Source organism: Pseudomonas sp. NPDC007930 (genome assembly GCF_042958985.1).
Classification (GTDB): Bacteria; Pseudomonadota; Gammaproteobacteria; order Pseudomonadales; family Pseudomonadaceae; genus Aquipseudomonas.
The window spans coordinates 64,410-83,462 of the sequence record NZ_JBIBKC010000009.1 but is presented as its reverse complement, the minus strand read 5'-3'; the positions used below and the strand labels follow the sequence as shown (position 1 = coordinate 83,462).

Here is a 19,053-nt window from a genome sequence, read left to right as displayed (position 1 = left end):
CGCGCGATGAGACCCTCAATTGCCCTTGATCACCACCGCCTTGCCATCCGCCAAGTGGTAGAAGCGAACCACGCGCGCAATGCGCGGGTTTTTGGCTCAGTGCTCAGAGGAGAAGACACCGAAGGCAGCGACCTGGACATCCTGATCGACCCGACGGCTGAAACCACCCTCTTCGACATCGGTGCCATCCGCCATGAGCTGGCGCAGCTACTAGGGGTGGAAGTGGACGTGCTGACACCCAATGCTCTCCCGGAAAGTTTCAGGCAGAGCGTTCTGAGCGAAGCGCTGCCCATATGAGCCGAGATCAACAGGCATTAGCCAGTTACCTATAACTATGTGAGCGGGCAACGAGGCCCCTTCTTCCGGCACAACCACCTCAAGGCTGCCCCACCCGCCGCCGATACGCTTCGATCAACGCTTCCGGGTTGGGCAACCCACCCAACTGGTAGACCACTGCCTGCAACCCTGCCCGCAGAGGGATCGGCCGGTTGAGCGGTTCGTTGTAGAGGGTGTCGAGCCCCTGCTGCAATTGCTCCACCCCCACCGGCTTGAGGTAACGCTCTTGCCCGGCGCGGTAGGCACCGATGGTGCTGGTGTTGCAGGTACGGCGGGCGTCGTCGGCGTCTTGCAGGTTGCAGCCGAACACCGCGATGGTGGCGCCCAGCTCGGCGCCGTCGATGGCGCCTTCAAGGTAGCTGTGCCGGGCCGGGGCGTCCCAGCCGCGCCAGGCGTTGCCATCGGCGAGGGGCGCGGCGCTGGCGGCGCCGGCGAGGGTCAGGCAGAGGGCAAGCAGGCTGGCTTTCACAGGCACCGGTCGAGCTCCTTGCAAGGTCAGGGGCCTAAAGGTTTACAGCCTTTCCAGCGCCAGCGCCACCCCTTGGCCGCCACCGATGCACAGCGTGGCCAGGCCTTTGGCGGCGCCACGGCGTGCCATTTCGTGGATCAGGCTGACCAGCACCCGGCAGCCAGACGCACCGATCGGGTGGCCCAGGGCAATCGCGCCGCCGTTCACGTTGACCCGCTCCAGGTCCCAGCCCAGCTCGGCGGCCACCGCCAGGCTCTGCGCGGCGAAGGCTTCGTTGGCCTCGATCAGGTCGAGGTCCTGCAGGGCCCACCCGGCTTTTTCCAGGCAGCGGCGGGTGGCCGGCGCCGGGCCGATGCCCATGTAGGCCGGGTCTACCCCGGCGCTGGCATAGGCCGCTACCCGTGCCAGCACCGGCAGGCCCAGGGCCTGGGCGCGGGCTTCGCTCATCAACAGCACCGCGGCGGCGCCGTCGTTGAGGCTTGAGGCGTTGCCGGCGGTCACGCTGCCGTCTTTCTTGAAGGCCGGCTTGAGCTTGGCCAGGGCCGCGGCATCGGTGCCGGGGCGCGGTTGTTCATCGGTGGCGAACAGCAAGGACTCGCCCTTGCGCTGGGGAATGCTGATCGGGGTGATCTCGGCGCTGAAGCGCCCGGCCTCGATGGCCGCCAGGGCCTTTTGCTGGGAGGCCGCGGCAAAGGCGTCCTGCTGCTCGCGGCTGATGCCGTAGCGCTCGGCGAGGTTCTCCGCGGTGATGCCCATGTGGTAGTCGTTGAAGGCGTCCCAGAGGCCGTCGCGGATCATCGTGTCGACCATCTGCGCATGGCCCATGCGCAGGCCGGTGCGGGCGCCGGGCAGCACGTAGGGGGCCAGGCTCATGTTCTCCTGGCCGCCGGCGATGATCACCTCGGCGTCGCCCAGGGCGATCGCCTGCACGCCCAACTGCACGGCCTTGAGGCCCGAGCCGCAGACCTTGTTCAAGGTCATCGCCGGCACCTCGGCCGGCAGCCCGGCGGTGATCGCCGCCTGCCGCGCCGGGTTTTGCCCAGCGCCGGCGGTGAGCACCTGGCCGAGGATCACTTCGTCCACCTCGGCCGGCGCCACGCCGCTGCTGGCGAGCAACTGGCGGATCACCGCCGCGCCCAGTTCATGGGCCGGCAGTTGCGCCAGGCTGCCCTGGAAACTGCCAATGGCGGTACGGGTGGCGGCTACGATAACGACGGGCTGCATGGGCTTCTCCTGAACATTGTTGTGAAGCGATGATCAGCGCCGGCCACTCATTTGTACAATTTCCTTTTCAAATGCATTGATCAACGCCTCAAAACAATCAGGGGATCAACCGCTCGGCGCGCAGCCGCGCAAAGGCGCGGAAAAACGCCTCGTCCGTGGCCTGGTACGCGGTAAAGCCTAGCCCACGGCTTTTGCTCATGTCGGTGACCACCTCCAGCGGCCGGCCGAGGTCGGCGTCAGTGTGCCACGGCGACACCAACCGCTCGATGGATGCCTCGGCCAAGCCGTGCTCGCCCGCCAGTGCGCGCCAGGCCTCGGCGCTGCCGGCCAGTTGCTGCTCCAGCGGCGCCGGCGTGGCCGGGTAGTCCGCCGCCTGCACGCCAAACCACTCGGCAATGCGGCCCCACATCCAGCGCCAGCGGAACACATCACCGTTGACGATGTTGAACGCCTGGTTGGCCGCCCCCGGGGCAGTGGCGGCCCACAGCAGTTGCTGCGCCAGTTGATGGGCGTCGGTCATGTCGGTGAGGCTGTCCCATTGTACGCGCGAGCCGGGGAATACCATCGGCTTGCCCTGGGCCTTGCACAGGCTGGCGTACACCGCCAGGGTGGTGGCCATGTTCATCGCATTGCCAGGCGCCACGCCGATCACCGTGTGCGGGCGGTGCACGCTCCAACTGAAGCCGTCGCGCGCGGCGGCGGCGAACACTTCGTCTTCTTGGGCGTAATAGAAGTTGGCCACGTCCAGCCGGCCCTGGCTTTCGCGGAACGGCGTTTGCGGCAGGCTGCCCTGGCCGTAGGCCTCGAACGGGCCCAGGTAATGCTTCAGCCCGGTGACCAGGCCAACATGGCGCACGCCGCGGCCACTCAAGGCCTGCAGCACGTTGCGCACCATTGCCGCGTTCACCTCGATGTTCTGCGCCTCGGTGGCCTGGCGCGCCCAGGTGGTGAAGAACACCCAGCCAGGCTTAAGCCCTGCCAACGCCGCCTGCACCGCGGCCGGGTCGGTGAGGTCGGCCTGAACAAAACGCACGCCTTCGCGCTGGTGGCTGCGGCGGGCCAGGCCGATCACCTCATGGCCGGCGGCCAGCAGTTCGTCCACCAATGCCGCGCCGGTGATGCCGCTGGCACCGACCACCAATACCTGTTCAGCCATGGCTGAGCTCCAATTCGTCAAAATGAGCCCAACAGCCTAGACTGTTGCCTGAATTCGAAAAATCAGCCGCTCAGCAAATCACTATTGCCCAATGGACAACTCCCCCTCTCTGATCGCCCTGCGCCTCTTCGCCCGCGTGGCCGCCCTCGGCAGCTTCACCCAGGCCGCGCTGGAAGCCGGCTTGCCAGCGTCGTCGGTGTCTCGGCACATCGCCGCGCTGGAAAAACACCTGGCGCAGCGCTTGCTCTACCGGCACACCCGCGCCGTGCGCCTGACCGACGCCGGCGAGCGTTACTACGCGCACATCCGCGATGCGCTGGAACAGATCGACCTGGCCGGCGAAACCCTGAACGGCCCGGCCAGCGAACCGCGCGGCACCTTGCGGCTGAACGCGCCGGTGGCGCTGGGGCGCTTGCACCTGGTGCCGCTATTGGGGGCGTTCCGCCAGCGCTACCCGCAGATCCAGGTCGACCTCACCCTGAGCGACGCCTACATCGACCCGGTGCAAGCCGACCTCACCCTGCGCGTGAGCCGCCTGGAAGACGCCAGCTACGTGGCCCGGCCAGTCGGCCAGCAGCGCTGGGTGCTGTGCGCCTCCCCCGCCTACCTGGCCCGCCACGGCCGCCCGCAACAGCCCAGCGACCTGCCGCGGCACAGCTGCCTGCTGTACAAGGGGCCCCACGGCATCCGCCGCTGGCACTTCCGCCGCCCCGGCCAAGGCCGCTTCGAACCGGTGGTGGAGCATGGCGCGTTCGTCAGCAACAACGGCGAGGCGCTGGTCGACGCCGCGCGCCTGGGCCAGGGCCTGGTGCTGTTCCCCACTTGGCTGCTGTACCACGCCCTGCGCGCCGGCGAGCTGGTGCCGCTGCTGGAGGATTGGGAAGGCAGCGAAGCCACCGCCAGCGTACCCATCCACCTGATCTACCCCCATGGCCGCTACCTGCCGCCGAAGGTCACGTTGTTTCTGGAGCATGTGCTGGCGTGCTGGGGGCAGCCGCCGTATTGGGATCAGTGGCGGTAGGCGACGTTGAGCTTGAATTGCAATAGCATAGGTGCCCTGAACCTTTTCAACACTAGCGGCCCTAGCCAACGCGGCCGCTAGCGAGGCCTCCATGCTCCAATCGATTGATCTGAAAAACTTCAAGAGCTATGCCAGTGCGCGCCTGCCATTGGCGGCACTGACCTTTCTGATCGGTGCCAACGCTTCCGGAAAAAGCAACGTCCTCGAAGCAATCCGCCTGCTCAACTGGCTGGCCAAGGGTAGCCGGCTGGACGACATTACCCGCTCGATTCAAAGCGGCGATGCAGTGGTCAGGGGCCAAGCCAACGACTTGTTCCGTGCCCCACATAACAGCTTCAGCCTTGGCAGCCACTTTGCCGACGCACAAGACGGCTGGAGTGATTTTGAAATCTCGATTGGCTTGACCGCAGACCAACTGGCGATTACCGGTGAACACATCACTCAGCCAGGCCAAGGCGTCCCGCTGTACCAGATCACAGGGCCTGGCAGCGGCCACTCCGATGAAGTCAGCGTGGCCTACAACAACTTCAAGCGGGGCAAAAACAAACCGCTAATTCCCTGCTCCAACCGCCAGGCGGTTTTCTACCAACTCGAAACCCCAGGGCGCTTCGAGGCCAGCCACACCGAGGCCCAGCGGCTGATTCCGCACATCACCAAGGCGCTGAGGGAGGCCCTGCGCAACGTGGTGTTTCTCGACCCACGCCCGGCGCTGATGCGCGATTATGCCTATGTACGTGATGACCAGATCAAGGAAGACGGCAGCAATCTTTCCGCCGTGCTGTTCACCCTCGCTCAACAGGCCGACGAAAAGGCCAGGCTACTGGCCTTCATCAAATCGCTCCCCGAGCAGGACATCTCTGACATTCAGTTCATCAAGACCGACCGAAACGACGTGATGGTCCGGCTGATCGAAACCTTCGGCGCCCAAAGCCGCAGCGTCGACGCCCCCCTGTTGTCGGACGGAACCCTCAGGGTACTGGCGATCGGCGCCACACTGCTCAGCGCGCCGGCAGGCGCGTTGGTGGTCATCGAGGAAATCGATAACGGTGTTCACCCCAGCCGGGCTGCGACCCTGGTGGACCAGTTGCGGGCCATTGCCTCCGAGCGCGGTTTGCGAGTGCTGTTGACCTCTCACAACCCTGCTCTGCTCGATGCGCTACCGGATGAAGCGCTGGCCGATGTGGTGGCCTGCTACCGCGACCCCACCGAAGGGGACAGCCGCTTGGTACGCCTGGGCGACCTGGAGCGCTACCCGGACCTCGTTGCGCAAGGCCCGCTGGGCCAATTGATGACCAAGCGCATACTCGACCGTTTCCTCAAAAACACCAGCACGGCCGAGCAACGGCAGGCCCAGGCAATGGACTGGCTGAACCAATTGCAGGCCAGTGTGAAGGAAGCCGAGCAGTGACTCCGTTTGCTTACTGGATACTTCGGTTTTCATAGAAATCCTCAACGTACCGATGAAAGCACGCCAACATGGGCAAATTGTCGAAGAATTGAGGCAGCGCCTGGCGCGGCGAGAGTCATTGTTCCTGCCCATGACCACGATTCTCGAGACCGGTAACCACATCGGCCAGAATGGCGATGGGCGAGCTCGGCGCGCCTGCGCCACGCGATTTGTGGATCAGGTGAGCCAGGCCATGAACGGCACTTCTCCGTTCAAACCCATCAGCTTCCTTACACCCGAGGAAATGGCCAAGTGGCTGCATGCATTCCCGGCACCTGCCAACGGAGGTAGCGGCCTCGGAGACCTGTCGATCATTCATGACTGGGAACGCTTATGTGCCCAGAACAAAGGCCGGCGGGTTTATATCTGGTCTCTCGATGTTCACCTGAGTGGCTACGATCAAGCGCCAGCGCTTTAACGGCACTTGGGTATCGCCTTGCGGCACAAAACGCCGAAAAACCGGTCTACCCTGATGGTTTTAACGCCCCCCTCACCGCATAAGAGAGCCCACCCCCATGGCCAAAGCCGCTGACATCGTCGTGCAATGCCTGGAAAACGAAGGCGTGGAATACGTGTTCGGCATTCCGGGCGAGGAAAACCTCGACCTGCTCGAGTCGCTGCGCAAGTCGCGGCAGATCAAGCTGATCCTCACCCGCCATGAGCAATCCGCCGGGTTCATGGCCGCCACCTACGGGCGCCTGACCGGCAAGACCGGGGTGTGCTTGTCGACCCTCGGCCCGGGCGCGACCAACCTGGTCACCGCCGGTGCCTACGCCTACCTGGGCGGCATGCCGATGATGATGATCACCGGGCAGAAGCCGATCAAAAAGTCCAAGCAGGGGCGGTTTCAGATCCTCGATGTGTGCGGGATGATGCAGCCGCTGACCAAGTACACCCATCAGTTGGCTTCGGCTGACAACATCCCCTCGCGCATCCGTGAGGCGGTGCGCCTGGCCGAGGAAGAAAAACCCGGCGCGGTGCACCTGGAGCTGCCTGAAGACGTTGCCGCCGAGCAAACCGACAGCACGCCGATCCCGCCGAGCTTGAGCCGCCGCCCGGTGGCCGAGGAAAAAGCCATTCGCGCCGCGGTGGGCAAGCTTGAACAAGCGCGCAGCCCGATCCTGGTGATCGGCGCCGGCGCCAACCGCAAAATGACCGCCCGGGTGTTGCTGCAGTTGATCGAACACACCGGCATCCCGTTCATCACCACGCAGATGGGCAAGGGTGTGGTCGATGAGCGCCACCCACGGTTTCTCGGCAACGCCGCGTTGTCCGCGGGCGATTTCGTGCACCGCGCGCTGGAGGCGGCCGACCTGATCGTCAACATCGGCCACGACGTGATCGAAAAGCCGCCGTTCTTTATGGCCCGCGGCGGCACCGAGGTAATCCACATCAACTTCCGCTCCGCCGAGGTCGACCCGGTGTATTTCCCCCAGGTGGAGGTGGTGGGCGACATCGCCAACGCCGTGTGGCAGATCGGCGAAGCGCTGAAGCCGCAGCCGCACTGGAATTTCGAGCGCATTCTGAAGATTCGCGAAGCCAACGAACTGCAGACCGGCGAAGGCGCTGACGACGCGCGCTTCCCGATGTACCCGCAGCGGGTGGTGGCCGACATCCGCCGGGTGTTGCCGTCTGATGGCATCGTCGCGCTGGACAACGGCATCTACAAGATCTGGTTCGCGCGCAACTACAAGGCGCACATGCCCAACACCGTGCTGCTCGACAACGCCCTGGCGACCATGGGCGCCGGCCTGCCGTCGGCCATGGCGGCGCGGCTGGTGCACCCGAACACGCCGATCATCGCGGTGTGCGGCGACGGCGGCTTCATGATGAACAGCCAGGAGCTTGAGACCGCCGTGCGGCTGAAGCTGCACATCGTGGTGATCGTGCTGCGCGACGACGGCTACGGGATGATCCGCTGGAAGCAGGCGCAGATGGGCTTCGAGGATTTCGGCCTGGATTACGGCAACCCGGACTTCGTCAAGTACGCCCAGGCCTACGGCGCCCAAGGCCACCGGGTGGCCACCGCCGAAGGCCTGCTACCACTGCTCGAAAGCTGCCTGGCCGAGCCGGGCGTGCATGTGGTCGATTGCCCGGTGGACTATTCGGAGAATGACCACCTGCTGCATGTGGCGATTCGCGAAAGGGCGGCTGCTTTGTAAAGGGCTGCCGGCCCATCGCCCGGCACAGCTGGCCTCCCACCAGGCTTATGTAACTACTTGATTTAGTTGAAAACATTGAACCCGTGGGAGGCCGGCTGTGCCGGGCGAAGGGCCCTCCCTGGCTGCCCCTCAACCCATCTCCGCGCGGTACGGCAGCGACGGCTGCGCGCCGTCGCGGGTAATCGCCAGCGCCGCGGCCTTTTGCCCATAGGCAATGGCCGCCGGCACATCACCGCCGCGCTCCAGCTCGGCGGCAAATGCGCCAATGAACGCATCCCCCGCCGCCGTGGTGTCCCGTGCCTGTACCGCCTGGGCCGGGTAATGCCGCGCGCCGGCGGCATTGACCTGCAGCACGCCCTGGGCGCCCAGGGTCACCAGCACCTGCCGCGGCCCACGGGCGAGCAAGGCGCTGGCGGCGGCTTCGGCCGAGGCGCGGTCGCTGACCGGCACGCCCGCCAGCAGCGCGGCTTCGGTTTCATTGGGGATCAGGTAATCCACCCAGGCATACCAGGCCGCCGGCAGCGCGCTGGCCGGCGCCGGGTTGAGGATCACGGTTTTGCCCAAGGCGTGGGCGCGCTGCAGCGCATGGCCGACCACCGCCTGGGGCACTTCCAGTTGGCACACCAGCACCGTGCAACGGGCCAGCAGCCCCTCGGCGGCGTCGATGTGCGCGGGGGTTAGCGCGCCATTGCCGCCGGCGACGATGACGATGCTGTTCTGGCTGGCGTGGTCCACCTGGATCATCGCGAGGCCACTGGGCAGCCCTTCGGCCACGCCCACGGCCTGGCAATCGATGCCGTCGGCTTGCAGGCCCTGGCGCAGTTGCTCGCCATAGCCGTCGCTGCCCACCCGGCCGACCATCGCCACCTCGGCGCCAGCCCGCGCGGCGGCCACCGCCTGGTTGGCGCCCTTGCCGCCAGGCAGCGTGGCAAAGCCCTCGCCGTGCACGGTTTCACCTGGCCCGGGCAGGCGCGCGGTGCGCACCACCAGGTCCATGTTCAAGCTGCCGATCACCAGAATCATGCCTGCTCCTCACGCGCCGCGCTGGCGCGCACGATAGCTGCGGTAGGTGTCGAGCACCACCGCGATAACGATCACCGCGCCGGTGATGATCCGCTTGGTCGGCTCGTTGGCGCCGATTTGCGCCAACCCCGCGGCCAGCGCGGAGATGATCAACACGCCAAAGAAGGTGCTCACCACCGAGCCACGCCCGCCCATCAGGCTGGTGCCACCGATCACCACCGCGGCGATCACCTGCAGCTCCAGGCCGGTGCCGGCGTTAGGGTCCGCCGCTTCCAGGCGGGAAATCTGGAACAACGCCGCCACCCCGGCCAGCAGGCCCATCAGGGTAAACACCAGCACCTTGCTTGGGCGCGGGTCGATGCCGGCCAGGCGCACGGCTTCTTCATTGGTGCCGATGCCGATCAGGTAACGGCCGAACACGCTGCGGGTCAGCACCAACTGGGCCACCACGATCACCGCCAGGGCAATCAAAAAGGCCGGTGAAATACCCCACAGCAGCGGGTCGGACAACCAGCCGTAGGCATCGCCGATGTACGCGGTGCGCGAGTCGGTGAGTTGGTACGCCGCGCCGCGGGCCATCTCCAGCACGCCCAGTGAAACGATGAACGACGGAATGCGCCAGGCCACGGTGACCGCGCCAGTGACGCTACCGGCCAGCGCCGCGCAGGCCAGCCCGAGCAGCGCCGCCGGCAGCGGGCCCCAGCCCCAGCCGAGTATCGCCAGGCTGATGGCCGAGGCGGCCAGGGCCAGCACCGAGCCCACCGACAGGTCGATGCCGCCGATGATCAGCACGAAGGTCATGCCCACCGCCAGCACCATCAGGTCGGGGATCTGGTTGGCAATGGTGCTGAAGGTGCTGTAGCTCCAGAAGTGGCTGCTCAGCGCCGAGAACAGCGCGATCAACACCAGCAGCGCGCCGGCCAGCCCGAGGTAGGTGCCCAGGCGGCGCGTGCTCATGAGGCGCTCCGGGCGTGGTAGCCCGCCAGGGCCGCTTCGAGCAGGGCGTCCTGGCTCCAGTGGTCGCGGCTGAAGGTGCCGGTCAGCTCGCCGTTGCTCATCACGCCGATGCGGTCGCAGATCAGCATCAGCTCGCGCAAGTCGCTGGACACCACCAGCAGCGCCTTGCCCTGCCCGGCCAGCTTGGCCAGCAAGGCGTAGATGTCGAACTTGGCGCCCACATCGATGCCACGGGTGGGCTCGTCGAACAACAGCACCTGGCAGCCTTGCTCGAGCCAGCGGCCGATCACCACCTTCTGCTGGTTGCCGCCGGATAGCTCCGCCACCACCTGTTGCGGGCCCGCGCTGCGGATGCGCATCGCGGCGATTTGCCGTTGCGCCAGGCCCTGCTCGCGGCGGCGGCTCATCCAGCCGCTACGGGCCAGGCGGGCATAGTTGCCGAGGGCCAGGTTGGCGGCCAGGCTTTGCGTCAGCAGCAGGCCCTCGCCCTTGCGGTCTTCGCTGACCATGGCCAGGCCCTGGCGCACCGCGTCGCGCGGCGAGCGCAGGCGCAAGGGGCGTGGCGGCGTGCCCAGCAACACCTGGCCGGCGCTGGCCCGGTCGGCGCCGAAAATCAGCCGCAACAGCTCGGTACGCCCAGCGCCCACCAGCCCGCTGAGGCCGAAAATTTCACCGGCGCGCACCTCCAGGCTGACCCCACGGACCTTCTGCCCACGGCTCAGCCCACGCACGCTCAGCAGCGGCGGCCCGAGGGTACGCGGGCCCATATCGAGGTGCTCGGCGAGCTCGCGGCCGGCCATCAGGGTGACCAGGCGCGCCTCGCTGGCCTCGGCCATCGGCAGCACACTGACCAGCTTGCCGTCGCGCAGCACCGCCACCCGCTGGGCGAGCTGCGCCAGCTCTTCGAGGCGGTGCGAGATGTACACCAGCGCCACCCCTTCGGCGCGCAGCCGGCGCACCTGCGCGAACAGCCGCGCCACCTCATGGCCGGTGAGCATGGCGGTGGGCTCATCGAGAATCAGCACCCGGCAATCGCCGATCAGGTTGCGGGCGATCTCCACCAACTGCTGGTGGCCGATGCCGAGCTGCGCCACTGGGGTGTCTGGGTCGAGCTGTTCCAGGCCGACCCGGGCCATGGCTTCACGGGCCTGGGCGCGCAGGCGCGGGCGGTCGACCCAGCCCCAACGCTGCGGCAGGCGTTCGATGAAAAGGTTTTCGGCGATGCTCAGGGTGGGCAGCAGGTTCAGCTCTTGCAGCACCATGCGCACCCCGGCGGCCTCGGCGGCGCGGCGGCTGCCCGGCAGCCAGGGCTGGCCATCGAAGCGCAGGCTGCCGCTGGACGGCGCCTCGAGCCCGGCGATGATCCGCGACAGGGTGCTTTTGCCGGCGCCGTTTTCGCCGGTCAGGGCTAACAGCTCGCCGGGGTACAGCGCCAGGTCGACATCCGCCAGCACCGGCTGCGCGTAGGTTTTGCCCACGCCGTGCAGGGTGAGCACGGCGCCAGGGGCAGCGCTGGCCATGTCAGGGTTTGCCGGTCACCAGGTCCACGGGCGTGGTGATCACGCCGTTCTGGGCGCCGGTGTCCTGCCCTTTGATCAGCTTGAGCGCCGCCTCGATACCGTACACCGCCTGGCGGTCGGCGTACTGGTCAGCGGTGGCGAGCACGCGGCCGTCTTTGAGCATCGGCGCAATGGCCTTGATGTTGTCGTAGCCCACTACCTTCACCTGGCCGGCCTTGCCCGCCGCGCGCACCGCCGACACGGCACCGAGGGCCATGTTGTCGTTGCCGGCCAGCAGCGCCTTGAGGTTGGGGTATTCACTGAGCATGGCGGCGGCCACCTGTTGCCCGGGGGCCATCTCCCAGTTGCCGCTTTGCACCGACACCACCTTCGCCTTGGCTTTCTCCATTGCTTCCTTGAAGCCGGCGCTGCGCTGCTGGGCGTTGGTGGTGGTCGGCACCCCTTCGATGATCCCCACCTCATCGCCCGGCTTGAGTTGCTCGCCGAGGTAATCCCCCACCTTGAACGCGCCGGCTTGGTTGTCTGGGCCCACGAACGGCACTTGCAGGCCTTTGCTCTGCAGCACCGCCGGGTCTAGCCGGTTGTCGATGTTGACCACCTTGATGCCGGCGTCGCTGGCTTTTTTCAGCACCGGTACCAGGGCTTTGGAGTCGGCCGGGGCGATCACCAGGGCATCGGCCTTGGTGGCGATCATCTGCTCGACGATGGCAATTTGCGCGGCGGTGTCGGTTTCGTTCTTGATGCCGTTGGACACCAGCTCGAACTCGCTGCTGTGCTGGGCCTGGTAGGTTTTCGCGCCGTTTTCCATGGTCAGGAAAAACTCATTGGCGAGCGACTTCATCACCAGCGCGACCTTGGGTTTGGCGGCGTCCGCCAGGGCGGCACCCGGCAGCCCGAGGGCGCAGGCGGCAGACAACAAACAGGCGGCGAGCAGGCGGCCAGCGGCAGGGTGGTTCATCCAGGGCATCTCCGTGCGTTGTTCTTATCGATCCCAAAACGGGCGCCAAATGGCGCCCGGGTGTGCGATGGAATATGGAAGTGCCCTGGGGGTTTGTCAAATGGCCAGGCCGCCGGCGGCGCCGCGTTAACCGCCGGGCGCGGCCTGGCGGCCGAGGCAGAGGATCAGCCAGGCCAGGGAGTCGGCGTTGCTGAGGATCACCTCGCGGCGTTTGGCCGGGTCGGCATAGAACAGGTCGCGGGCCTCGGCGACGCTTTGCGCGCCGGTAAGCGCCAGCACCCGCGCCGGGGTTTCATCGGGCACGTTGTCGACCGACCATTCGTACCAGTGGCCGTAGTCATAGTGCTTGAACAGGTGTTCGCGCGGGGTGTTGTAGCTCAGCGCGCCGCGCAGGGCCTGCAGGCGCCGGTCGAGCCCGGCCGGGCGTGGGCTGAACAGAAAGTCTTCGAACGGCGAGTTGCTCTCGAGGTACACCACGTCGACCGCGTCGCCGTTCAGGTGCGCCAGTTCATGGGTGAGCACCGCGGCGCGGTGGTGGCGGCCCACGCTGAAGCCGCTGTGCCGGGCGGCAGCGTTCACCTCGCTGATGAAGGGGCTGTCGGCGAAGAACTCCTCGGTGAGGTACAACCGCCGCAGCGGGTCGCCCGGCACCACGAACGAGGTCACCGGCTCTGCTTGCGCCTTGTTCACCCCCGCCACCCAGCGCTCGGAGTCCTCGGCGCCCAGCGACGCGCTGCTGGCATCCTGGTACAGCGCGTCGATGCGGCCGCGCAGGGCGGCGACCAGCTCTGGCCCCTGGGCATCGGGGCCGAAGGTACCCACCAGCGCGGCTTCGGCGTGGGCCGGCAGTGGGCCGGCCGCTGGCAAGCTTTGCAGGGCGCCCTCCATGTACTGCCGCGCCAGGGCCAGGCCCTCGCGGATGGCCTGGCCCTGGCTGGGGTTGGCGGCGTTGATCTGCGCAAAGCCCTGGTAGCGAACATCGAACTGCGCCTCGAACACGCCCAACTCAGCCGGCCGTACCGCCCCCGGCTCGCCCGCCTCTGCGGCCTCCATGCCGCCGCGCAGGCCGCCGAGGTCAAGGTGCCAGCGGCCGTGCTCACCCTGGCGCAGCCAAGGGCCACTGCGCCCGCCGGCATCGACGATGCGCCAGCGGCCTTGCACAGCCTTGACGATGAACACTTTGCCTTCGACGCTGGCATAGTAACGATCATGTTCGCGGTAAAGGCCCAGGGCTTGCTCTTTGCTCAGGCCCGCCAACACCACATCCGCCACTTCGAACGCGCTCAGCCGCCGGGCCATGGCGGGAGGCAGCGCGCCGTACTCCCAGATGCTCGCGGGGTTGGGCTTCAGCGCCGGTGTGGATTCATGGGCCGTGCGCACTGGCATCAACCCGGCCATCGCCGCGGTAAGCTCCGACAGCGCCTGGCCCCAGTGCTGGTCGCGCAGCGCGGCCAGGGCATCGGCGGCCAGGCGCTCGCTCTGCCAGGCGCCGATCACCAGGGCGAACGGCATCGGCAAGAACATTGAGCCCTGCTCCAGGCCCAGCGTGAGCAGGTAGCGCAGGTCACGCCAGCGGGCCTCCTCGGTGGTGGAGCTTTGCGCGGCGGCCATGGCCTTGAGCAGCCTGAGGTTGTCGTCGTAGAGCTGGCCCAGAGTGTTGCCGGTGACCGGCAAAAAGCCAATGCGCACCGGCGTGGTGGTGGCGGCTTCCAAGGCCGGGAACAGCTCCTCCTGGATGCGCCAATGCACGTGGGGATGTTCGAAACCGTCGTTCTCGTAGATTGCCCGCCGCTCCGGCGCCAGCCGCTGCAACACCAGCGCCTGCAGCCCTGGCTCATGGTGAATGGCGGTGGCCAGCGCGGCAAAATCGGCAAACCGGCGAAACGCCAGCTCAGTGGTATAGAGGCAGAACAACAGCACCGGCCCGGGCTGGCGCGGGTGCCCGATCAGGTAGATGCCCGGGGCGTCGTCTGGCGTATCGCCGGCGCGGGGTGTCAGGGCCAGCCGCGCGAACACCACATCACCCAGGCCGGCGTCTTCGCGCGCCACGCTGTCTGGCAGCCGGGCCACCCGCTCGACCCAATCGAAGGCTTGCGGGTCCAGGCTGCCGCCCATTTTCTGGGCCCAGGCGGCCACCAGCATTTGCCGGGCCATCTGCTGGTAGAAGCGCGCGCGGCGCGTGTGCCGCAGGGCGCCGGCCCCGCCCAGTTCCTGTTCGAGCAGATGCTGGTAGCGCGCGCCGCAGTCCAGCTCGCGGGCCAGGTTGCGCACGAACACCGGCGTCAAAGCCTCGGGCAGCGGCGCGCCGTCGCGGTGTTGCAGGCTCAGGGTTTCACCGAAACGGCTGCTGTGTTGCAACGCCCACACGCTCAGGCTGGCCTGCTGGGCCGTCACCGCGGCGGGAATCGCCGAGGGCAGGCTACCCAAGGCGACCGGGGCCGGCACATAGCTGCGGCTGAGCACGATGATGGCGTCGGGGTCGAGGTCGATGCCGCTGAGCAGCAGCGCACTGTGCACCTGCTGGCGGGCGAAGGCTTCCAGCGTGGGCAAGCCTTCGAGGTAGTCCTGAGTGGGCCCGGCCGCCTGGCCGCAATCGGTGAGAAAATCAAGAAACGCCTGGCGATCCGGCACCTCGGCGGCCAGCCACCATTGCGGCAACAGCTCGGCCGCCTGCTCGCTGCGCCAGGCTTCGCTCAGGCGCGAGATGCCTTCACCAAGCGGGTCAAGCGTAGCGACCAAGTCCAGCAAGGCGGCGAGCAGGGCCCCAGCGTAGCGCTCATGGCCGGCGCGTGCCAGTACGGCACCCCATTCATGCTGGCGAAAGGCGTAAAGGCTGTGGTTGAGCGGCTGCAACAGGCCACCCTCAAGCCGCCAGGGCAGCACACTGTACCCCTGGCCTTCAGGGTTTGCGGCAAAATGCTTGAGCTGCTGCTGGTTGATGGCGGACAAGTCGGCAAACCATGGCGCGGAAAAATCCCGGCTGTTCAGGGCGTGCTCCAGGCTTTGGCACAGCGCGGCCAAGTGCTCGAACTGGCGCAAACCGCCCGCGGCCGACCAGAACAATACCGGCCCCAGCGGTTCGGTGCTGGGCGCTTCGGCCGGCGCCGGGCAGAGCACCACTAGCGAGCGCAGGCGCAGCGTGGGATGGTTGGGGTCGCCCTGTATATCCAGCCCGTATGCGTGCACCGAGGCTTCAGCCTGCAAAGCGGTGCCCAGCAGCGCCAGGGTCGGTTCGGGCACAACGCTGTGGCGCCGGGCCAGCGCCAGCTCGATGCGCAGTAGGTTTTCCAGGGTATCGTTCATCATCGCTGGCGTGGCCAGCCAGCGTAGGTTAACAGGCTGCCCGTGCTCGAAGATGTGCTTGAGCGTGGCCTGGTAACGCTCAAAAAACTGCCCGGCCACATCATCGAGCACTCCGTCGAGCACCGCCAGGCTCAGGCCTGGCGCCAGCGCGGCGGCTTCTTCGGCTAAGCGTGCCTGCGCCGGGAACGGGCCCGGGGTCACCCCGCTGGCGCGCTCGAGCAACAGCTCCGTCAGGGGGCGAGGTGGCCCCGCCTGGGCGTCGGGCTGCGCCACGGTAATCGCCTGGGCGTGCACCGCTGTACCGTATAGCCCGAGCCAGGGCCTGAGCAAACGCTCGCCCAGCAGCGCCGCGCCAGGCTGCGCCACGGCCAGGCCGAGGCGCCAGGCACGCAGCAAAATCAGCCGCTCGACCATTTCGAACGGTGTGGCCGGCACCTGGCTGGCGCTGAAGGGCGCAGGCTGCTCATGGGTGAACATCCCGGTCCAGCGGTTGGAAGGGTCGACGGCGGCGAGCAAAGGGTCGACCTGGGCGCGGATGTCCAGGGCGGTATCGAAGCGGGCAATGTCTTGCGCTTGTACCGGCTCGGGCAACGGCGTGAGCGCTGCCCGGGCATTGCCCGCCTGCACCTGGAGAATATGCCCCACCGCCACCGCCTGGCCGTCCTCGGCCACCGGCAACCATGACAACTGCCGCGCCGGGTCGGCCAACCATAGGCGCAAACCGGCTTGGGTGAGGCCCGCGGCCACCTGGTTGTTCTCCACCAGCTCAGCGCGGGCGTCACCCGCGGAGGTAAACCATTGCACTCCACCACCTGGCAAATACAGCCAGCAGCCGGGCCAATCCCCTTCCCACATCAGCCCGCCAGCCACCCCGTAGTTATCGCCTTGCGCGGCATAGGCCAGCGTACACGCTCTGACCGCGCCGCCCGTGAGCATCGCCACCAGCCCAGCGTGGGCCGTCGGTGGCTCCAGTCCGGGGCGATGGCGGGCCTCCAGCAGGGCTTGGTACAAGCCATCGGTGTAGGCCTGGCTGACCCACTGCAAGCGGGAGAACACCCCTTCGAGGGTGGTCCACCAATGGATCAACGCTTGCAGCCGTGCCTCGAGGGTATTGGCCGCGGCCGGGCCGGCCAGGCTCGGCAGCCCGGCAAGCAGCCCGGCGGTGTAGTTCAGCCGCGCGACCCGAGCGCGCTGGTAGGCACGCCCCTGGGCCTCGAACGGCGAGCGGTCGATCAGCGTGGCCTCGATCACCTGCACGCCGGCGCGGGCACGCAGTTCATCGACCGCGGCCGCTCTCGATTCAAAACGCTCAACACCGCGCACAGGGGTAGCGAGGTAAAGCTGGGGCTGCTCCGGATGGCTGATCAACAGCGCCCCGGCCAGGCTTGGCGCAGTCAGGTGGCCGGGGCCATAGGCCAAGGTATCGAGGCGATAGCCGAAGGTGCTGTAGTCAGCCTGGGTCGCCTGCCGTAGCAGCGCCTGCTCTTCAGCGGAGAAGCGCGCGGTGATGCTTTCATCGAAAGCCGCCTGCAACGCGGTGGGATCAAAAAAGGGTAGGTCGGGAGTGCTCGGCATGGGAGGTTCCTTGTGTGAAAGGAACGCACCCTAGCCAGGCCAGCGAGCGCGGCGGTACTACATAACCGCCGCCTGGCGCGGCTCACTGCTGGGCTTTGTGGTCCAGCGCGGCATAGAAGTTGGCGCTTTTTTGCAGGTATTGCTGGGTGTAGCTTTGGGTCGGGGCATTCGCCGAAGTGGCTGCGCTGGCAGCGTGGGCCGGCAGGGCAACGGTGGCGGATACGGCAGAGGCGGCGATGATCGAGAACAGGTTGAAATTCATGATGGCTGGCTCCGTGGGAGTTCAAGTGGCTGTGGAATCAAACTTACGCCCCACGGCCAGCCAGCAGAAATTCATTGCGCCATTAGAAGCTATCGATGCGGTTAATGGTCATTCAGGGTGAGGAACCTGAGCGCCGAGGGCGCGTCTTGTTTGAAGCTTTGCACCGTGCGCCCGAGCAGGCCGGTTTTCGGGTCACGCTGGATCACCACAATGGCGTTGCTTTTCTGATCAGCCACCAGCAAGAAGCGCCCACTGGGGTCGATGATGAACTCCCGTGGGTGATCACCGTCGACCGAGCGCCGTTGCAGCGCCTTGAGCGAGCCGTCTTCGGGGTTTACCGCGTACACCACCATTTGGTTGACCGTGCCGCGGTTGCTCACGTACAGGAACTTGCCGTCGTCGGAGAAGTGCAGCGCCCCCGCCGCCCCGGCCACCGGCCCACTGCCCTCAGCGAGGTTAAGCAGTTGCTTGCGCACCAGGTTGCCGGCACGGTAGTCGAACACCGCCAGCTGGGCGCTCATCTCGAGGGTCAGGTAGGCCTGCTTGCCGCTTTTGTTGAACAGCAAATGGCGCGGGCCACTGCCGGGCGGCAACACCACCGAGCGTGGCGCCGCCGGGTTCAGCGGGTAGTGCTCGTTCGACGGGGTGAACTGGTAGATGAACACCCGGTCGGCGCCTAGGTCGCTGGCGTACACATAGTGGCTGCGGTTCGGCGACGACACCACCGAGTGCACGTGGCTGCTGGCCTGGCGCTCGGCATCGACGTGGCTGGCGCTGTGCTTGAACTGCTGCTCGACCTTGCCCAGGTTGCCGGCGTCATCCACCGCCAGCACCACCAGGCTGGCGTTGCCCTCCGGGTGCACGGCGTAGTTCGAGACGAACACGAAGTCACCGTCGGTACTCAGGCTGACGTGGGTGGGCTCATCGCCGTCGGTGGGCTGCTCGCTGATGAAACTCAGCGTGCCGTCTGCGCCGATGGCGTAGCTGCTGACCTTGCCCACGGTGTCTTTTTGCCCGGGGCCGTTTTCGTTGGCCACGAACAGCCGCGTTTGCCGGTGGTTGACCGCCAGCCACGAGGGGTTCTCGGCCTGCACCACCTGCAGCGGCTTGGCCTCGATCTGCCCGGTAGAGGCGTTGAAACGGTAGCGGTAGATCCCTTCGCTGCTGCCAGCGGTGTAGGTACCGACCAGCAGGTCATAGCCGCTGCCGGCCGCGTAAGAGGGGGCGGCGGCCAACCCTAGGCCCGCCGTCAGCATCGTAGACATGAGCGCTCGCAACATGATGCACATCCTTGATAGAGCCGATGATGCGCGTCGGAAGCAAAACCCCAGGCAGGTAAAAAGGAAGCTGCGGCCTAGGCCAGTTCGTCTTCTTCTTCGGCGCCGCTGACAGCGTCCATGCAGATTAGCCGGTGGGATCCACTCTCGCCATCAAGCAACCATTGCCCGAGATCCGCCTCGTAACGCGCGTGACGAATCGAATCTGGGACAAAGTGCCAGCGTTTGAGTTCACGGCCATCCATGCACTCGATGCTCAGCCCGTGCTGTTCATCGAGGCTGAAGTCGAACGCATGCAGGCCGTCTATCAGCAGCATGTCGGCCCGTTGCAGGGCCTGGTAGAGATCGGTCATCAACGGTGCC

At 66.7% G+C, this 19,053-nt stretch carries 16 protein-coding genes; 5 read left to right on the top strand and 11 right to left on the bottom strand.

Annotated elements, in window-relative coordinates:
• Nucleotides 1-6: 6 nt before the first annotated feature.
• Nucleotides 7-297, top strand: coding sequence for a nucleotidyltransferase domain-containing protein (locus tag ACFZCE_RS18620; RefSeq protein WP_390941665.1), 291 nt, complete (start codon nucleotides 7-9; stop codon nucleotides 295-297).
• Between the two features lie 79 nt (nucleotides 298-376).
• Here ACFZCE_RS18620 and ACFZCE_RS18615 read toward each other — a convergent pair whose 3' ends face one another.
• The 3 genes from ACFZCE_RS18615 to ACFZCE_RS18605 all read right to left on the bottom strand — a co-directional run bounded on the left by ACFZCE_RS18615 (nucleotide 377) and on the right by ACFZCE_RS18605 (nucleotide 3,185).
• Nucleotides 377-811 (bottom strand): hypothetical protein, encoded by a 435-nt coding sequence (locus ACFZCE_RS18615; RefSeq protein ID WP_390941664.1) that lies wholly within the window; start codon nucleotides 809-811, stop codon nucleotides 377-379.
• A 36-nt stretch (nucleotides 812-847) separates the two neighbouring features.
• On the bottom strand, nucleotides 848-2,029 hold the full coding sequence (locus tag ACFZCE_RS18610; RefSeq protein ID WP_390941662.1) for an acetyl-CoA C-acetyltransferase: 1,182 nt from the start codon (nucleotides 2,027-2,029) through the stop codon (nucleotides 848-850).
• Nucleotides 2,030-2,126: 97 nt separating this feature from the next.
• The gene (locus ACFZCE_RS18605; RefSeq protein ID WP_390941660.1) at nucleotides 2,127-3,185 is read right to left on the bottom strand and encodes an NAD-dependent epimerase/dehydratase family protein; all 1,059 of its coding nucleotides are present in this window, start codon (nucleotides 3,183-3,185) and stop codon (nucleotides 2,127-2,129) included.
• A 91-nt stretch (nucleotides 3,186-3,276) separates the two neighbouring features.
• Here ACFZCE_RS18605 and ACFZCE_RS18600 point away from each other — a divergent pair, with 91 nt between their 5' ends.
• From ACFZCE_RS18600 to ACFZCE_RS18585, 4 genes are all read left to right on the top strand, one after another.
• Entirely contained in the window at nucleotides 3,277-4,206 is a 930-nt protein-coding gene (locus tag ACFZCE_RS18600; RefSeq protein WP_390941658.1) for a LysR substrate-binding domain-containing protein, read from the top strand.
• A 91-nt stretch (nucleotides 4,207-4,297) separates the two neighbouring features.
• Nucleotides 4,298-5,614, top strand: a complete 1,317-nt coding sequence (locus tag ACFZCE_RS18595; protein ID WP_390941656.1) for an AAA family ATPase — start codon at nucleotides 4,298-4,300, stop codon at nucleotides 5,612-5,614.
• A 52-nt stretch (nucleotides 5,615-5,666) separates the two neighbouring features.
• Nucleotides 5,667-6,071, top strand: coding sequence for a hypothetical protein (locus ACFZCE_RS18590; RefSeq protein ID WP_390941654.1), 405 nt, complete (start codon nucleotides 5,667-5,669; stop codon nucleotides 6,069-6,071).
• Nucleotides 6,072-6,168: 97 nt separating this feature from the next.
• The gene (locus tag ACFZCE_RS18585; protein ID WP_390941652.1) at nucleotides 6,169-7,815 is read left to right on the top strand and encodes an acetolactate synthase large subunit; all 1,647 of its coding nucleotides are present in this window, start codon (nucleotides 6,169-6,171) and stop codon (nucleotides 7,813-7,815) included.
• A gap of 129 nt (nucleotides 7,816-7,944) precedes the next feature.
• On the opposite strand, the gene rbsK is transcribed toward ACFZCE_RS18585, so the two are convergent.
• The 8 genes from rbsK to ACFZCE_RS18545 form a co-directional block, all read right to left on the bottom strand.
• The gene (rbsK, locus tag ACFZCE_RS18580; RefSeq protein WP_390941650.1) at nucleotides 7,945-8,838 is read right to left on the bottom strand and encodes a ribokinase; all 894 of its coding nucleotides are present in this window, start codon (nucleotides 8,836-8,838) and stop codon (nucleotides 7,945-7,947) included.
• A 9-nt stretch (nucleotides 8,839-8,847) separates the two neighbouring features.
• Complete coding sequence (locus tag ACFZCE_RS18575; protein WP_390941648.1) at nucleotides 8,848-9,795, bottom strand: ABC transporter permease; 948 nt, start codon at nucleotides 9,793-9,795, stop codon at nucleotides 8,848-8,850.
• Nucleotides 9,792-11,315 (bottom strand): ATP-binding cassette domain-containing protein, encoded by a 1,524-nt coding sequence (locus ACFZCE_RS18570; RefSeq protein WP_390941646.1) that lies wholly within the window; start codon nucleotides 11,313-11,315, stop codon nucleotides 9,792-9,794. Before ACFZCE_RS18570 ends, ACFZCE_RS18575 begins: the two co-directional genes overlap by 4 nt.
• A gap of 1 nt (nucleotide 11,316) precedes the next feature.
• On the bottom strand, nucleotides 11,317-12,273 hold the full coding sequence (locus tag ACFZCE_RS18565) for a substrate-binding domain-containing protein (RefSeq protein ID WP_390941644.1): 957 nt from the start codon (nucleotides 12,271-12,273) through the stop codon (nucleotides 11,317-11,319).
• A 126-nt stretch (nucleotides 12,274-12,399) separates the two neighbouring features.
• The gene (locus ACFZCE_RS18560) at nucleotides 12,400-17,151 is read right to left on the bottom strand and encodes a dermonecrotic toxin domain-containing protein (RefSeq protein WP_390941642.1); all 4,752 of its coding nucleotides are present in this window, start codon (nucleotides 17,149-17,151) and stop codon (nucleotides 12,400-12,402) included.
• An 82-nt stretch (nucleotides 17,152-17,233) separates the two neighbouring features.
• Nucleotides 17,234-17,413 (bottom strand): hypothetical protein, encoded by a 180-nt coding sequence (locus tag ACFZCE_RS18555; protein WP_390941640.1) that lies wholly within the window; start codon nucleotides 17,411-17,413, stop codon nucleotides 17,234-17,236.
• Nucleotides 17,414-17,514: 101 nt separating this feature from the next.
• Nucleotides 17,515-18,693: a beta-propeller fold lactonase family protein gene (locus ACFZCE_RS18550; RefSeq protein ID WP_390941638.1), complete on the bottom strand. Its 1,179-nt coding sequence runs from the start codon at nucleotides 18,691-18,693 to the stop codon at nucleotides 17,515-17,517.
• Nucleotides 18,694-18,767: 74 nt separating this feature from the next.
• Nucleotides 18,768-19,043, bottom strand: coding sequence for a DUF5629 family protein (locus ACFZCE_RS18545; protein WP_390941636.1), 276 nt, complete (start codon nucleotides 19,041-19,043; stop codon nucleotides 18,768-18,770).
• Nucleotides 19,044-19,053 lie beyond the last annotated feature (10 nt).

Bases quoted from the DNA above. Each gene is read 5' to 3' on its own strand.
- ACFZCE_RS18550 (WP_390941638.1), bottom strand. From the start codon at position 18,693: ATGTTGCGAGCGCTCATGTCTACGATGCTGACGGCGGGCCTAGGGTTG.
- rbsK (WP_390941650.1), bottom strand. From the start codon at position 8,838: ATGATTCTGGTGATCGGCAGCTTGAACATGGACCTGGTGGTGCGCACC.
- ACFZCE_RS18590 (WP_390941654.1), top strand. From the start codon at position 5,667: ATGAAAGCACGCCAACATGGGCAAATTGTCGAAGAATTGAGGCAGCGC.
- ACFZCE_RS18570 (WP_390941646.1), bottom strand. From the start codon at position 11,315: ATGGCCAGCGCTGCCCCTGGCGCCGTGCTCACCCTGCACGGCGTGGGC.
- ACFZCE_RS18545 (WP_390941636.1), bottom strand. From the start codon at position 19,043: ATGACCGATCTCTACCAGGCCCTGCAACGGGCCGACATGCTGCTGATA.
- ACFZCE_RS18560 (WP_390941642.1), bottom strand. From the start codon at position 17,151: ATGCCGAGCACTCCCGACCTACCCTTTTTTGATCCCACCGCGTTGCAG.
- ACFZCE_RS18565 (WP_390941644.1), bottom strand. From the start codon at position 12,273: ATGAACCACCCTGCCGCTGGCCGCCTGCTCGCCGCCTGTTTGTTGTCT.
- ACFZCE_RS18610 (WP_390941662.1), bottom strand. From the start codon at position 2,029: ATGCAGCCCGTCGTTATCGTAGCCGCCACCCGTACCGCCATTGGCAGT.
- ACFZCE_RS18605 (WP_390941660.1), bottom strand. From the start codon at position 3,185: ATGGCTGAACAGGTATTGGTGGTCGGTGCCAGCGGCATCACCGGCGCG.
- ACFZCE_RS18575 (WP_390941648.1), bottom strand. From the start codon at position 9,795: ATGAGCACGCGCCGCCTGGGCACCTACCTCGGGCTGGCCGGCGCGCTG.
- ACFZCE_RS18585 (WP_390941652.1), top strand. From the start codon at position 6,169: ATGGCCAAAGCCGCTGACATCGTCGTGCAATGCCTGGAAAACGAAGGC.
- ACFZCE_RS18620 (WP_390941665.1), top strand. From the start codon at position 7: ATGAGACCCTCAATTGCCCTTGATCACCACCGCCTTGCCATCCGCCAA.
- ACFZCE_RS18595 (WP_390941656.1), top strand. From the start codon at position 4,298: ATGCTCCAATCGATTGATCTGAAAAACTTCAAGAGCTATGCCAGTGCG.
- ACFZCE_RS18555 (WP_390941640.1), bottom strand. From the start codon at position 17,413: ATGAATTTCAACCTGTTCTCGATCATCGCCGCCTCTGCCGTATCCGCC.
- ACFZCE_RS18600 (WP_390941658.1), top strand. From the start codon at position 3,277: ATGGACAACTCCCCCTCTCTGATCGCCCTGCGCCTCTTCGCCCGCGTG.